Origin of the sequence: Sorangium sp. So ce1014 (assembly GCF_051521505.1) — a bacterium.
GTDB lineage: Bacteria > Myxococcota_A > Polyangia > Polyangiales > Polyangiaceae > Sorangium.
This window is the reverse complement of sequence record NZ_CP150356.1, coordinates 616,078-631,229: the sequence shown is the minus strand read 5'-3', so window position 1 is coordinate 631,229 and position 15,152 is coordinate 616,078. Positions and strand designations below refer to the sequence as shown.

Sequence of the window (15,152 nt, the reverse complement as noted above, 5' to 3'; positions counted from 1 at the left end):
GTTCTGAACAGGTGCTACCCACCGGGCGCACAGATTACGCACAGCTTCTCCCCGACAAAATCCTCTCCATCCTGGAATGGGTCCCAGATCGTCCCCTCCCTCGAAAGGAGCCGGGCGAGGTGTGGGTGCGCGCGGGGCGCGCGCTGGGGAGGGGCCGCTGTGTGAGCACCTCGCCCGGCCGCTGCGCCCTAGTCGAGCTCCGTCGCCTCCGCGCAGTAGGCGAGCACCCTCTCCCCCTCGCAGTGGATCGCGAGCGCCACCTCCCCCGCGACCCCTCGCAGCCCGACGAGCTCGAGCAGCGTCGGCACCGGCGCCGGCAGCAGCGGCGGAGGCGGGATGTACCGCGACGCGCGCACGATCACCGGCTCGATGGCGGCCGCCTTCGGCCCGATCATCTGGCGCAGCTCGTGGAGCGCCCGCTCGAACCCGCCGAGCATGTCGACGAGCCCGCGCGCCTGCGCCTCGGCGCCGCTGTAGACGCGCCCCTGCGCGAGCGGCTCGATCTCCTCGACCGGACGCCTCCGGCCGCGCGCGACCACGCGGAGGAACGTCGCGTAGATCGCGTCGAGCTCGCGCTCCATCACCGCCCGCTCCCCCGCGTCGAGCCTGCGCGACGAGGAGAACAGGTCGGCCCGCGCGCCGCGCTTCACGACGTCGGTCGAGACGCCGAGGCGCTCGAGCAGCGGACCGAGCGCGAAGCGCGCCGAGACCACGCCGATGCTCCCCGTGATGGTCTGCGGCTGCGCGATGATCGCGTGCGCGGCCGCCGCCACGTAGTAGCCGCCGCTCGCCGCCACGTTCGACATGCACGCCACGACCGGCTTCACCTCGGCGAGCCGCGTGACCTCGTGGTGGATCCGATCGGACGCGAGCGCGGAGCCGCCCGGCGAGTCGATGTGGAGGATGACCCCCCGGATGCGCGGGTTCTGCCGCGCCGCGCGCAGGCTCGCGACGAGCCGCTCCTCGCTGGCCAGCGAGGCGCCCCGGAAGCGGGCGCGGCTGACGATCGCGCCGTGCACCTCGACGACACCGAGGATGGGGCGCGGCAGCATGGGCCGCAGCGACAGCCCGCGCCGCGCGCTCAGGTAACGGCCCGCTGCCACGAAGCGGGCCCGCGCGTCACGACCCACCGCCAGCGCTCCCACGCCCGCCGAGCCGCCGGCGGAGGCCTCGGCGCGGCGCGGCGCGGTCGTGCCCGGGAGCAGCCCCGACGCGAGCATGTGCTCGAGCTCGTCCTCGTACGCGACCGCGTCGATGATGCCCCGCGCCACGGCCTGCTCCGCGCCGTAGGGGGCCTCGTCGATCCACCGCGCGGCCGTCTCGCGATCGACGCGGCGCCCCTGGGCGAGCGCCGCGATCAGATCGCCGAGGCGCGCGTCGAGCAGGGCGCCGACCTGCTCGCGCTGCTCCGCGCTCATCGTGTCGCGCACGAGCACCTCGCCGGCGTTCTTGTACATGCCCTTCGCGAACACCTCGGGCTCGACGCCGACCTGCTCCAGCGCGCGGCGCACGTAGCGGCCCTCCACCGCGAACCCGAGCGGCGACACAAGCGTCTCGGGCCCGACGACGACGGCGCGCGCGGCCGAGGCGAGCAGGAGCATCGCGGTGTCGGCGCCCCTCGGCAGGTACGCCACGATGTCCTTGCCCCCTGCCCGGATCTCGAGGAGCGCGTCCCGCAGCGAGGCGAGCACCGCGGGCCCCGCATGGACCGACCGCATCCGGAGCAGCAGCCCCGCCGGGCGCGGGTCCTTCATCAGGTGCTTGCCGAGCTCCCGGACGCGCTCCACCGAGAGCGGAGCCCTCTTCCGGGGACGCCACCCGAGGCCGAGACGGACCCGGGGAGGCTGCAAATCGACCACGCGGCCGTCGATTTCGAGGACGACATACCCGCCGCGTGGTGCAGCAAACGCCCAGCGAAGCGCGCTGACCGGGAGCAGCAGCAGGCGGAGGAGATTGACGAACAGGGCAGCGATCACCGGTGTCTCCTCGGAACGTTCAGGGGAAAGGGGGCTCGGCCTCCGCCCTCGGGCGGAGGCCAGACGGCGGAGAAGACAAGGTGCGCAGGAACCGGTCCGAGCGGGGCGAGGCCGGCGCCGCCAGGTTCACGCCGGCGCTGGAAAGAGAGAGCGTGACGCAAGGGGCCACCCTGTGGCTACACTGTCGCTCCAAGTTTCGAAGGGGACGGCGAGCCGATATCGGCTAGGTCTTGAAGAAGCCGTCCTCTCTCTTACAGACCAGCTCAGCAAGCCGCGGGCCGTGGGCCCCCGGCGCCCTGGGTGGCAGACCCCCCTCACCGAACGTGCATCCCGAGCAGAGCGCCCCCGTCCCGAGCCAGCTCCCCCCGCCAGCCCCGTCCACCCTGCGGCTCGTGCCTCTCGGAGGGCTCGGCGAGGTCGGGATGAACTGCCTCGCGCTCGAGCAGGCCGATGGCGTGCTGCTCATCGACTGCGGGGTGACGTTCCCGAGCTCGGACCTCGGCGTCGACGTGTACCACCCGCGCTTCGACCACGTGCTCGCGCTCCGCGACCGGGTGCGCGGCATCGTGCTGACGCACGGCCACGAGGACCACATCGGCGGGCTACCCTTCCTCCTGCGGCACCTCGACGTCCCCGTCTGGGGCCCGCCGCACGCGCTGGAGCTCGTGCGCTACCGGCTCGCGGAGCACGCCCTCGAGGACAAGGTGAGGCTGCTGCCGACGCAGGTCGGGCGCGAGGTCGCGATCGGCGGCTTCGTCGTGGAGCCGCTCCGCGTGACGCACTCGATCGTCGACGCCACGGCGCTCGCGATCCACACGACCGCGGGGCTCGTCGTCCACACCGGGGACTTCAAGCTCGATCCGACGCCGCTCGACAACGAGCCGACCGATGAGGCCCGCTTCCGCGCGCTCGGCGACGCCGGGATCCGGCTGCTCCTGTCCGACAGCACCAACGTGGACTCGCCCGGCGAGGCGGGGAGCGAGCGCGACGTCGCCCACGCGCTCGCGGAGCTCGTCGAGACCGCGCCGGCGCGCGTCGTGGTCGGCGTCTTCGCCTCCAACGTCCAGCGCCTGCTCGCCCTCGGCCAGGCCGCGGTCCGCGCGCGCCGCAAGATCTGCCTCCTCGGCCGCAGCGTGCAGACGCACGTGCGGGCCGCGCAGGCGGTGGGGCGGCTCCCGTGGCCGAGCGATCTGCTCGTCCCGCCCGAGGTCGCCTCCTCCATGCCGCGCGAGCGGCTCCTCGTTGTCGCGAGCGGCACCCAGGCCGAGCGGTCCTCCGCGCTGATGCGGTTTGCGTCGGGGACGCACCCACTGCTGCGCCTCGAAGAGGGGGACAGGGTCGTGCTCTCGAGCCGCGTCATCCCTGGCAACGACCGTCCGGTGGTCGACATGATGGCCGGTCTGCTCCGCCTCGGCGTCGAGCTCGTGACGTGGTCGACGGACCGGCGCGTGCACGCGAGCGGTCACGCGCACCGGACAGAGCAGGCGCGCATGATCGACCTCACCCAGCCGCGCAGCTTCCTCCCCGTTCACGGCGCGCTGCACCACCTGACCCGGCACGCGGCGCTCGCGCGGGAGCGCGGCGTGGCCGAGGTGCTCGTCGCCGAGAACGGCCACGTCGTCGAGATCGGCAAGACGCAGCCGCTCGGCCGGAGCGGCCGGGCCGTCACCGGCCGCGTGGCGACGGCGGGAGGCCAGGAGCTCGGCGAGGAGGTCCTCCGGGAGCGCGCGAACCTCGGTCGCGCCGGGGTGGCCTTCGTGTCGCTTGTCGTCGACGTGCACGGCGCCCTCGCGGCGCCGCCGCAGGTCCTCGCCCGCGGGGTCACCGGGGAGCTCGAGGGCAACGCGCTGCGGGCCGCGGCGCGCGCGGTCGCGCAGGCGGTGAACGACTGCGAGCCGCGCGCGCGGCGCCGGGACAACGACATCATCGAGGTCGCCCGGCTCGCGGCGCGCCGGACGATCGAGGCGAAGCTCGGGAGGCGACCGCTTGTGACGGTGGCGCTCACGCGGCTGTGACGCCGCTCGAGGGGGGCGCCCCGAAGGCGAACGGCGGCGGGGAAGGCGGCGGCCGGGCGAAGCTCTCCGCGCGGAATTTCCTGGGGCCGGTGCTGCTCGCCCACGTCGAGAACGTCCGCGCCGAGGCGCGGCGCGTCGTCGCCACGAGCGCGCAGGGCGAGGGCGCCGAGCCGGACGCGGAGGCGGTGCACGATTTCCGGGTCTCGCTGCGCCGGCTCCGGACGCTGCTCAAGCCGGCGCGCCGCATCTACGGCAGGAAGCGGATCGGCCCCGTCGCCGACGGGCTCCGGGAGTTCGCGCGGGCGACCGGGACGCTGCGCGACGAGGAGGTGCTGCGCGAGACGCTCACCGCGCTCGATCTGGGCGAGGCGGCGCGGGCGGCCGTCGCCGCCTGGGTCGCGCAGCGCTCGCGCCGCGAGCACGAGGCGAGGGCCCACATCGTCGAGCTGCTCCGGCGGGACCACCCGCGCGACGAGGGCGCGCCGCGGGCGGACGCGCCGGCGGGCGGCACCGGAGAGACGCGGACCGAGGCGCCGGCGGGCGACACGCGGACCGACGCGCCCGCAAAGGGCCGGAGGCTGCGGCTGGAGCCGCACCTCGCGCGCCTCGAGCGGCGCATCTCGCGCAAGAAGGCGAAGAAGCGCGGCGCCGAGGCGCTCGCGCGGCTGGCGATCGGCGACGCCCTGGAGGACGTGCGCGCGCTCGCGGCGAGCGATCCGAACGACGGCGCGGCCATGCACGTGCTCCGGATCCGCTTCAAGCGGCTGCGCTACTCCGCGGAGACGTTCTCGCCGCTCTTCGGAGAGCGCGCCGAGCGCATCGCCAAATCCGCGTCACGGCTGCAGCGCCGCCTCGGCCAGCTGCACGACGTCGATGAGGCGCTCGCACAGATGAGGAAGGCGGAGGAGCTGTCGTCCGACGAGCGCGCGGCCATCGTCGAGGCGCTCGACGCGGAGCGGGCGCGGCTCGCTCGCAAGACGACGGAGGAGCTCGCCCAGGAGCTCGAGGCGCTCACCTCGCTCTGGTCGGACGAGCCTCCGGCGCTCCCGCCTGGGTGACGCGGCGCGCGGGGCGCGGTGCAGCAAGGAACGCCGCAGCATGAAGGCTTCGAACGGCACGGCGCCTCGCCGACCGAGGAGCGCGCCATGACGGCAGGCGGTTCGTGATACCGTCGCCATCGCTGCATTCACCGAGACGAAGCTCGCCATCCCGGAGGTCGTGTTGCGCCGCTCTGCCCTCCAAAGCGCCACCGCGTTCGTCGCTCTCCTCGCGGCGAGCGCCTGCACCCTGGACTTCGATCAGTTCGAGCCCGAGCTCTTCCCGGCGTCGTCCGGGAGCGGCTCCGGCGGCGCCGGCGGTGATGGAGGCGGTCAGGTGACGACCGCGAGCACCGCGAGCACCGCGAGCAGCGGCGGAAGCGGGGCCGAGCACTGCCTGAACGGCGACGACGACGACGGCGACGGCGCGATCGACTGCGCCGACGACGACTGCGGCGGGTTCGCGTGCGTCGCCGTGCCCGAGGACTGGCGAGGGCCCGGCATCCTGTACCAGGGCCCCGCGGCCGCGGACGTCGCCTGTCCCGAGGGCCTCCCCACGCGGGTGGACGTGGGCGGCCGTGATGTCCTCGACACGCCCGCGACCTGCAGCCCGTGCGCGTGCGGCGCGCCGACCGTGGCGTGCGAGACGCCGGCGGTCACGGTGTACGGGGGCGACGCGTGTGACGGGGCGAGCTTGACGCTGCCGGTAGAATCGGAGAACTGCATCGACCTCGGCGATGGCTTCCAGCCCGGCAGCTACAGCGCCGGAGCGCCCGACGTGGATTCGGCGACCTGCCCTGCGTCGGGCGGCGAGGCGACGTTGCCGCCGCCGCGCTTCGGCACCGAGGGGGTCGTGTGCGCCCCCGGTCCGGACACCGGCGGCTGCGCGGCCGCCGAGGCCTGCGCCCCGCGCGAGATCGACGCGCCGTTCGAGCAGGGCGTCTGCATCTGGCGCGAGGGGGAGCGGCGCTGCCCTGATGAATTCGGCGAGCGACACGTGTTCGCGAGCTCCGTGATCGACGACCGCGACTGCACGCGATGCACATGCGACGCGAGCGGCGTGGCCTGCGCAGCGACGCTGACGCTCTTCGAGCGGTCCCGCTGCCGGACGCCCGTCGAGACCGTGTCGTTCAACGGGGCCTGCGCCGGCGATCCGCCCCCCGCCGCCTCGGTGTCGCTCGAGGTGACCGGAGCTGGCAGCTGCCAGCCGCGCGGCGGCGCTCCCAGAGGGGAGATCGAGGAAGGCGAGGACAGGATCACCGTCTGCTGCGCCCGCTGATCGATCGAAGCGCGGCGCGCCTCCCGTTGTGCGCGGGAGCGCGCAGGAGAGCGGGCGGATCGGAAGAAAATTGAACGTTCTTCCTGACTTACGCCTTCCTTCCGACCTCCCGCAACCCGGCCGCCGTCCGCCGGCGGCGCTGGCCGCGCCGCGCGACGCTGGAGGCCATCGCGCGGCGCTCGACGCGGCTACTGCCGGAAGATCTCGACGCGCTCGATCACGACGTCCTGGTTCGGCCGATCGCGCGTGGTCGCCACGTTGGCGATGTTATGGACGACGTCCAGCCCGATCACGACCTTGCCGAACACCGTGTGCCGGTTGTCGAGGTGCGGCGTCGACCCCTCGGTGATGAACCACTGCGCGCCGTTCGTGTTCTTGCCGGAATTGGCCATGGAGAGCACGCCGGGGCCGTCGTGCCGCAGCTCGGGGGTGAACTCGTCGGCGAACTTGTAGCCCGGGCCGCCCGTGCCCCAGAGCGCCGCCTTGTCCGGGTAGCGCGAGAGCGGATCGCCGCACTGGATCATGAACCCCGAGATGACGCGGTGAAAACGGACGCCGTCGTAACAGGGCGTCCCCTGCATCCCCTCGCCGGTCTTCGGATCGATCCAGTTGATGGCGCCCGTGGCGAGGCCGACGAAGTTCTTGACGGTCTCGGGGGCGCGCTGCTCCTCGAGCCGGAGGGTGATGTCACCGAGCGAGGTCTTGAGTCGAGCGTGAAGCTGGCCGGTGCCGGGCACATTGATCGGGGGGAAATCCATCGGGCCTTTTCTCCTGTTCCTTGCCGCCGAGGCGGCGCCGTCAGCCGAGGGAGGAGAGTCGCGAGACCCCCTCCTGCGTTCTGCTGCGGCGGTCTTATCTCATCTGGCGGCGCGAACGAGCGGCGAAATCACCTCAGGCGCGCTCGAAGAGCGTCGCGATGCCCTGGCCCACGCCGATGCACAGCGAGGCGACCCCGACCTTGGCGCCGCGCGCGCGCATCGCATGCACGAGGGTGCACGCGATGCGCGCTCCCGAGCAGCCGATCGGGTGTCCGAGCGCGATCGCTCCGCCGCGGACGTTGACGCGCGCCGGATCGAGCTCCAGCGAGCGCGAGCATGCGAGCGCCTGCGCCGCGAACGCCTCGTTGAGCTCGAAGAGGTCCACGTTGGGCACGCGCAGCCCGGTCCGCTGGAGGAGCTTCTTCACGGCGGGGATCGGCCCCTCGCCCATGAGGTTGGGATCCACCCCCACGGTCGCGGTCGCGACGACGCGCGCGAGCGGCGTCACCCCGGCGGACTGCACGGCGTCGCTCGAGGCGAGCAGGAGCGCGGCGGCGCCATCGTTGAGGGGCGACGCGTTGCCCGCCGTGACGGTGCCGCCCTCGCGGAAGGCCGGCCTGAGCTTCGAGAGCGCCTCGAGCGAGGCATCGGCGCGCACGGCCTCGTCGCGCTCGAACAGGACGGGCGCGCCCTTCTTCTGGGGGACGGAGACAGGGACCACCTCGGCGGCGAACCCGCCCGACTCCCAGGCGAGCGTGGCGCGCTCGTGGGACAGCAGCGCGAACCGGTCCTGATCCTCGCGGCTGACGCCGTGCTTCTTGGCCACGTTCTCGGCCGTCTCCCCCATCGACAGGAGCTCGAACCGCGCGGCCATCCTCGGGTTCGGGTAGCGCCAGCCGAGGGTCGTATCGTGGACCGTCGGCGCGCTCCGGTCGAAGCGCTCGGCCTGCTTGGGCATCGTGAACGGCGCGCGCGTCATGCTCTCGACGCCGCCCGCGATCACGCAATCGGCCTCGCCGGTGGCGATCATGCGCGCGGCGTCGGCCACGGCTTCGAGCCCCGAGCCGCAGAGGCGGTTCACCGTGACGCCCGGGACCTCGTAGGGGAGGCCGGCGAGCAGGGCAGCCATGCGCGCGACGTTGCGGTTGTCCTCTCCGGCCTGGTTCGTCGCGCCCAGGACGACCTGGTCGAGCCGCGGCGCGAGCGAAGGCTGGCGGCGCACGAGCGCGTCGAGGACGAGGGCCGCAAGATCGTCCGGGCGGACCGTCGCCAGGGCGCCGGCGTAACGGGCGATCGGAGTCCGGACGGCGTCGACGATGAAGACGGGGCGCAGGGCAGCAGCCATGAAGAGAGCGTAGCTTCGCCTCGTCGGAGCGCCGCCTGGAGATCGCGCGCACCCGAGCCTTCGTTCCGCGCCGGGGCGGTGGCCAGGTCACGCCTGCCCGCCGGGTCACGCCCGGTGGAGCACAGCTCCGCAGGCCGACGTCGCGGCGACCGAGCGGCCCGTTCCGTTCAGCACAGGACGAGCTGGCGCGGCGCAGCGGCTCAGTAGCTGTCGCTGGATCCGCCGCCGCCGGAGCGACCGCCGCCGCCACCGCCGAACCCGGACCCTCCGCCGCCGCCTCGGCCGCCTCCGCCGCCTCGGAAGAGGAGCGCTTGCAGGGCGAACCACAGGAACCAGCGGAAGGCGGGTGAGATGAGCGCGAGCAGCAGCGCCGCCACGATGGCGACCAGGGTGACGCCGATCTTGATCGGCGAGACCGGGGTGGGCGCCGGCTGGGTTCCGGGCGCCGGCCGCCGCTCCTCCTCGGGCGTCCCGGCGATGAGCGTCCGGGCGATCTCGGTCGTCCCCTGATCGATGGCGTCGCGGAACCGATCCTGCCGGAGCAGCGGGTTGATGGTCTGCCGGATGATGTCGTTCGACTGGAGATCCGTGAGCGCCCCACCCACGCCCTTACCCGTCTCGATGCGGACGCGCCGCTCGGACGGGGCGATCACCAGGAGGACGCCGTTGTCGGCTCCACGCTGGCCGAGCTGCCACGTGTTGAACGCCTCGTAAGCGACGTCCTCGATCGTCTCGCCCTCGAGCGATCCCGCCATGAAGGCGACGATCTCGAACCCGGTCTGGCGACGGATGCGGTCGAGCTTCTGGTCGAGGTAGAGGAGGTCGGACGGGCCGAGCCGCCCCGAGGTGTCGACGACGTGCCCCGTGAGCTGCGGCGGCGTGAAATCGGCGAGGGCGGGGCGGGCGACGAGCGCGCAGACCAGCGCGACCGCGGCGGCGACCGCCCTGGCCACGGCCCGCAGCCGAGCTCCGCTCGAGACAACCTGGCGCATCGCCGCCCCCCTCGTCATCAGAACGAAACCTTGGGCGCCGTCTGGACCTCGGGAGAGGCGGTGAAGTACACGCGCGGCTTGAACGGCTGGCCCGTCGCCTTGTTCACCACCTGGCCCCGGATCTTCAGGAGCTCCGCGTTGTACTCGCGCGCTGCCTGGTTGTACTCCTCGCGCGCTCGGAGGATCCGGTTCTCGACGCCCTCCAGCTGGACCTGGAGGCTGTGGAAGCCCTGGTTGGCCTTGAGATCCGGGTATTGCTCCTGCACCACGAGGAGCCGCGAGAGCGAGCCGCTGAGCTGCTCCTGCGCCTTCTGGAAGGCCTGCACCTTCTCGGGATCCGTCAGGTCCTCGGCCTTGAGCTGGATGCCGGTGGCGCGGGCGCGCGCCTCGGCGACGCTCGAGAGCGTCTGCTCCTCATGCTTGGCCGACCCCTTCACCACCGCCACGAGGTTCGGGACGAGGTCGTAACGCCGCTGGAGGTTCGCCTCGAGATCCGACCACTTCTGGGCCGCGATCTGATCCTTCTCGACGAGCACGTCGTAGCGCTGGCAGCCCACCACCGACGTCATGAGGGCGAGCACCGCCAGGAAAAGGGAGACCACAGCGAGGCGCTTCCGAAATGCCGCTTTGTGAACAATCCGCATGACTGGCTCCAGGATCGCTTGCATTACCCGCCGGGGACGGCGTCGCGCCACGTCATGCAAGACCCCGGCCCCGTGCCGCTCGCGGGGGTGCCGCGCCACCGGGACTTCGGTGCACGTGATACCCTTCGCCCTCGTGATCGTGCCCGCAGCCCGGCGCTCTCGCCGCAGGAGGGCCACACGCGTGGCACACCGCCACAGCCGCCCGTTCCGATGAGCCACCGCCCGCGCATCGCAGCCCATTCGCTCAGCCCTGCAGCCTATGCGCCGTACGGCGACATCCTCATGGCCTCGCCGCACGGCCAGCCCGGCAGGCCGGCCAACCAGGGGACCGCCCGTCGCTTCGATCACCTCGCCGCGATCGAGAACCTCCGCCCCGCGCAGGCCGCGCTGAACGTCTCGGTGTTCCGCTGCGCCCCGCGCTCGAGCTTTCCGCTCCCGATCGCGCTGCTCGAGAAGCACCCCGGCTCGACGCAGGCGTTCGTGCCGATGAACGCGCGGCGCTACCTGGTCGTGGTCGCCCTGGGCGGCGACCGGCCCGACCTCACGACGCTCGCCGCCTTCGTCGCCCACGGCGCCCAGGGCATCACCTATCGCCCCGGCGTGTGGCACCACCCCATGATCGCGCTCGACGCCGAGGTCGACTTCGTCTGCCTGGTCTGGGAAGACGGCTCCCCCGGCGACTGCGCCGTGGTCGAGTACGGAGAGGGCGAGCGGGTCGCGATCGCGATCGACCCCTGACCGCCGGACCGCTCCGCCGTCGCTCGGGGTCCGGCAAAGCGCGGCGCCGGCGCCGCAGGCAAGGACCGCGGCGGCGGGAGGCGGTCCCAAAGGCCGCGCGGCGCCGCAGCCTCCGGGCGCGCGCCGCGCTATAGAGGCGCCCCGAACCGTCCATGCGCCGCTCGACCCCCAATTGCTCGTTCGTCGCGCAGGAGCAGCGAAGGCTGCTCGCCGCGCTCGATGCCCTCGATGTCGCCGCCGTCGCCCGCACCCTCGAGGAGTTCGTCACCGACGAGCGCAGGGCCCGGCTGCGCGGGGTGATCGCGTCGCGCCTCGACGCGGTCACCGTGGCCATGGACGCGCCGCACGACCCGCACAACGGGGCCGCCGTGCTCCGCTCGTGCGACGCGTTCGGCTTGCAGCGGCTGCACATCATCGAGCGGGCCGAGCCGTTCCTCGTCTCGAACACCGTCTCGCGCGGCTCCGAGCGCTGGGTCGACGTGCGCACGCACGCGACCGCCGAGTCCGCGATCGCCACGCTCCGCGCCTCGGGGCACGAGCTCGTCGCGACGCACCCCGACGGCGAGCTGACCCCGCGCGATCTCGCAAGCATCCCCCGCCTCGCGCTGGTGCTCGGCAACGAGCGCGACGGGATCCGCCCCGACCTGGCCGCCGCGTGCGCCCGCGCCGTGCGCGTCCCGATGCGGGGCTTCGCCGAGAGCCTCAACGTGAGCGTCACCGCGGCGATCCTGCTCGAGCACGCGACGCACGGCCGCCCGGGCGATCTGCCCGAGCCAACCCAGACCAGGCTCTACGCCCGCGCGCTGGTGCTCACCGTCGCCCACGCGGCGGAGATCCTCGCCGCGCGGGGCATGCACCTGCCCTTGCCGCTCGGAGGAGCGCCGTCCCCTCCCCCGAAGCCGCGCGGCCCCAAGGCGCGGACGCCGCCCGCGGCGCCCGCGCGGGAAGAGCGCGGCGCCGGCGCCCCGAAGGAGCCGGAAGGCGGGTAGCATGCAGCACCCCATGCGAAGCCCCGGTCCCCCGCGGCGCGATCGCCGCGCCCGCGGCGCCGTCCCGCGCCCGCCAGCCCCCCGCGGCCTCCTCGCGCGCCTCGCCGTCGCGCGCGCGGCGCTCGGCGGCGCGCTGCGCGCGGCGCTCGTCGCCCTGCCCCTCGCCGGCTGCATCGAGGTGCCGCCGCCCCCGCCCAGGCCGCCCCTCGAGCCGAAGGACCTCCGGGTCCCCGAGGGCGTGGGGCTCGAGATGGCCTGCACGCCGACCGGGGTCGAGCTCTGCTTCGACGCCCGCGACAACAACTGCAACGGCGTGATCGACGAGGGGTGCGGGCTCCACACCGGGATCCTCCAGTTCACGATCGCCTGGGAAGAGGCCGACGCCGACGTCGATCTCAACGTCTACGACCCGTCGGGGGAGCTCGCCCGCGTCGGGGAGCCGACGGCGAGCGGCCTGATGAAGGACCGCGACTGCCCGCGCGTGAGCGGCGAGTGCCAGGAGCAGAACGTGGAGAACGTCTTCCTCACCGAGGGCGAGCCGGCCCGGGGCCGCTACCGCGTCGTCGTGCGGCTCGACAAGCTGAACGACGCGACGGCGCCCATCCGCGTCCGCCTGAGCGCGCGGGTCGGCCAGCGCTCGTACAGCATGGCGCTCGACCTGTCTCCCTCCGCCGCGAGCGAGGAGAAGAGCGTCGAGTTCACGCTCTGAGCCGCTGACGAGGCGCGCGAGGCGCACCGCCGCGCCTCCCGGCCAGAGCGCGACGCGACCCGCGATGCGATCGCGCACTGCGATCGCGCACCGGCGTATCCGCCCTTGCAGGAAAGGGATCCGGCGACAGCGCTCCGCGCGCTTCGCCGCCGCCGCGCGGTTGACGTCCACCATCCCCCCACCTTAAAAGATGTGGCCATTTTACACCCGGAGACGTCCCGCGAATGAATCCCATCTGGATGCTCACATTGCTCGTCGGCCTCTTCGCGGCCTTTGCGTGGAGCGCCAACCGGCGTTGGCAGCTCCTCAAGGTCGGGCGCGGGGAAGGCCGGCTCGACCGGCTCGCCGAGCGCCTCAAAGGCACCTGGGAGTACGCCTTCCGGCAGCGGAAGATGGGTTACTACCCGCTCGCCGGGCTGGCGCATAAGCTCATCTTCGTTGGATTCCTGGTTCTCCTGCTCCGCACGCTGATGCTGTGGGGGCGCGGCTTCGATCCGGCGTTCGACCTCTGGATCCTGGGGCATGATCCGGTGCGGCTGCCGGGCATCGGCGCGGTGCCGCTCGGCGGCATCTACGAGTTCGTGAAGGACGTCATGGCCGTGCTGGTCGTCGCCGGCGCGCTCGTGTTCATCTACTACCGGGCGATCAAGCGCGAGCGGCGCATGACCCTGTCCGGCGAGGGGCTCCTCATCCTCGGCATCATCGTCACGATGATGGTGGCCGACATGCTCTATGACGGCGCCGCGCTGGCGCTGCACCACCGCGGGTCCACGGCGGCGTGCGGCCCCGACGACGCGACGCTCTGCGAGCGCATCGCCACCGTGACCGCCCCGTTCGCGGGCGTCCCCGCGGACCCGGCGGCGCTCCGCTGGCACCTGTTCCCCGCCCCGGCGGGCTCGCTGTTCGCCGTGCTCCTGGGCGGCGCGAGCCCGGGGACCCTCGTCGTCCTCGCGCACATCGGGTTCTGGACGCACGTCACGCTGGTGCTCGTGTTCATGAACCTGCTCCCGCACTCGAAGCACTTCCACATCATCACGGCGATCCCGAACGTCTTCACGCGCGCCCTCGACCCGCGCGGCCGGCTGCCGCTCGTCGCGGGCAACGCCGAGGCGATCGGCGAGATGGTCATGAAGGCCGCCGAGGAGCCCGAGAAGGCCGCGCCGGTCGGCATCGGACGCATCGAGGACTTCACCTGGAAGGCGATCCTCGACTTCTACACGTGCACCGAGTGCGGCCGCTGCAGCGACAACTGCCCGGCCCACAAGACGGGCAAGATCCTGAGCCCCAAGCAGCTCACGCTCGACCTGCGCGACCACCTGTACGGCCGGGAGAGCGAGTTCATCAACAGGCCGGGCGGCCCGAGGGGCCTCGCCGGCGACGGCCACGCGACCCAGGCGAACGGGCAGGCCGGCGACGGCGCAGCGGCGCAGGAAGGCCAGGGAGCGGAGGCGCAGGAAGACGCCGGGCACGCGGAGCAGGCGGCGCAGGAGAACCCGGTCCCGGTCCCGGAGGCGGGGTACAAGCCGGTCGACCTCGTGGCGAACGTCGTCCACCCGGACGTGCTCTGGGCCTGCACGACGTGCCGGGCCTGCGAGGAGCAGTGCCCGGTGATGATCAGCTACGTCGACAAGATCGTCTCCATGCGCCGCCACCTGGTCCTCGTGAAGGGCGAGTTCCCGGCCGAGCTCGGGAATCCGTTCAACGCGATGGAGGTCAACGGCAACCCGTGGAACCTCGCGCGCATCGATCGCGGCAACTGGGCCGAGGGGCTCGAGATCCCGACCCTGGCCGAGAAGCCGCAGGCGCCCGTGCTTTACTGGGTCGGCTGCGCGGCGAGCTACGACGACCGCGCGAAGAAGATCGCGCGCGCGACCGCCAGGCTCCTGAAGGCGGCCGGCGTCGACTTCGCGATCCTCGGCCAGGAGGAGACCTGCACCGGCGACCCGGCGCGCCGCGCGGGCAACGAGTACCTCTTCGCGATGCTGGCCGAGCAGAACGCCGCGACCCTGAACGGCTACAAGGAGCAGGGCGGCATCCGGAAGATCGTCACGACCTGCCCCCACTGCTTCAACACGCTCGCCAACGAGTACCCGGACTTCGGCGCGAAGTTCGAGGTCGTGCACCACACGGACTTCTTGCTCGGCCTGGTCGCCGAGAAGAAGCTCGTCCCGAGGAAGCCGGTCGAGGGGAAGGTGGTCTTCCACGACTCCTGCTACCTCGGCCGCTACAACGACGTGTACGAGCAGCCGCGCGACATCCTGAAGCGCATCCCCGGCCTGCAGCTCGTCGAGGCCGAGGGGTGGAACCGGCAGAAGGGGCTCTGCTGCGGCGCCGGCGGCGCGCAGATGTGGATGGAGGAGCAGAACAAGGACCGCATGAACGTCAAGCGGACGCTGCAGCTGCTCCAGACCGAGGCGAAGACGATCGCGACCGCCTGCCCGTTCTGCCAGACGATGATCACCGACGGCCTCAAGGATCAGTCCAAGGAGGAGTCGATCCGCCAGCTCGACGTTGTCGAGCTGCTCGAGGAGAGCTGCGCCCTCGACCGCTCGACCGGCAGCCACGCCGCCTCCCAGGACGCCGCCGGCTCCGAGACGGCCGCGTCCGCCACCGTCTGATCCCTCTATTTCCGTTGTGAGCGCACGGGGAGCCGCCGCGTCGCGGGGCTCC

At 72.9% G+C, this 15,152-nt stretch carries 12 protein-coding genes; 7 read left to right on the top strand and 5 right to left on the bottom strand.

The window, feature by feature from the left end; genetic code table 11:
- Nucleotides 1–188: 188 nt before the first annotated feature.
- Complete coding sequence (gene sppA, locus WME75_RS02445; RefSeq protein ID WP_437486019.1) at nucleotides 189–1,976, bottom strand: signal peptide peptidase SppA; 1,788 nt, start codon at nucleotides 1,974–1,976, stop codon at nucleotides 189–191.
- 323 nt (nucleotides 1,977–2,299) lie between these two features.
- On the opposite strand from sppA, the gene WME75_RS02440 reads away from it, so the two are divergent.
- From WME75_RS02440 to WME75_RS02430, 3 genes are all read left to right on the top strand, one after another.
- On the top strand, nucleotides 2,300–3,991 hold the full coding sequence (locus tag WME75_RS02440) for a ribonuclease J (protein ID WP_437486017.1): 1,692 nt from the start codon (nucleotides 2,300–2,302) through the stop codon (nucleotides 3,989–3,991).
- On the top strand, nucleotides 3,988–5,049 hold the full coding sequence (locus WME75_RS02435; protein ID WP_437486015.1) for a CHAD domain-containing protein: 1,062 nt from the start codon (nucleotides 3,988–3,990) through the stop codon (nucleotides 5,047–5,049). Before WME75_RS02440 ends, WME75_RS02435 begins: the two co-directional genes overlap by 4 nt.
- A 163-nt stretch (nucleotides 5,050–5,212) precedes the next feature.
- Complete coding sequence (locus WME75_RS02430; RefSeq protein ID WP_437486013.1) at nucleotides 5,213–6,307, top strand: hypothetical protein; 1,095 nt, start codon at nucleotides 5,213–5,215, stop codon at nucleotides 6,305–6,307.
- 188 nt (nucleotides 6,308–6,495) lie between these two features.
- Here the strand turns inward: WME75_RS02430 and WME75_RS02425 are convergent, their stop codons facing one another.
- The 4 genes from WME75_RS02425 to WME75_RS02410 form a co-directional block, all read right to left on the bottom strand.
- Nucleotides 6,496–7,065, bottom strand: coding sequence for a peptidylprolyl isomerase (locus WME75_RS02425; RefSeq protein ID WP_437486011.1), 570 nt, complete (start codon nucleotides 7,063–7,065; stop codon nucleotides 6,496–6,498).
- Between the two features lie 133 nt (nucleotides 7,066–7,198).
- A complete protein-coding gene (locus tag WME75_RS02420) occupies nucleotides 7,199–8,410 on the bottom strand; it encodes a thiolase family protein (protein WP_437486009.1) in 1,212 nt (403 codons plus the stop codon).
- Between the two features lie 200 nt (nucleotides 8,411–8,610).
- Nucleotides 8,611–9,402, bottom strand: coding sequence for a TPM domain-containing protein (locus WME75_RS02415; protein WP_437486007.1), 792 nt, complete (start codon nucleotides 9,400–9,402; stop codon nucleotides 8,611–8,613).
- A 17-nt stretch (nucleotides 9,403–9,419) separates the two neighbouring features.
- Nucleotides 9,420–10,004 (bottom strand): LemA family protein, encoded by a 585-nt coding sequence (locus tag WME75_RS02410; RefSeq protein ID WP_437486005.1) that lies wholly within the window; start codon nucleotides 10,002–10,004, stop codon nucleotides 9,420–9,422.
- 252 nt (nucleotides 10,005–10,256) lie between these two features.
- Between WME75_RS02410 and WME75_RS02405 the strand changes: the two genes are divergently transcribed.
- The 4 genes from WME75_RS02405 to WME75_RS02390 all read left to right on the top strand — a co-directional run bounded on the left by WME75_RS02405 (nucleotide 10,257) and on the right by WME75_RS02390 (nucleotide 15,100).
- Complete coding sequence (locus WME75_RS02405; RefSeq protein WP_437486003.1) at nucleotides 10,257–10,784, top strand: ureidoglycolate lyase; 528 nt, start codon at nucleotides 10,257–10,259, stop codon at nucleotides 10,782–10,784.
- Between the two features lie 152 nt (nucleotides 10,785–10,936).
- Complete coding sequence (locus tag WME75_RS02400) at nucleotides 10,937–11,773, top strand: TrmH family RNA methyltransferase (protein ID WP_437486001.1); 837 nt, start codon at nucleotides 10,937–10,939, stop codon at nucleotides 11,771–11,773.
- 13 nt (nucleotides 11,774–11,786) lie between these two features.
- Entirely contained in the window at nucleotides 11,787–12,482 is a 696-nt protein-coding gene (locus tag WME75_RS02395) for a hypothetical protein (RefSeq protein ID WP_437485999.1), read from the top strand.
- Between the two features lie 239 nt (nucleotides 12,483–12,721).
- A complete protein-coding gene (locus WME75_RS02390; RefSeq protein WP_437485997.1) occupies nucleotides 12,722–15,100 on the top strand; it encodes a (Fe-S)-binding protein in 2,379 nt (792 codons plus the stop codon).
- Nucleotides 15,101–15,152 lie beyond the last annotated feature (52 nt).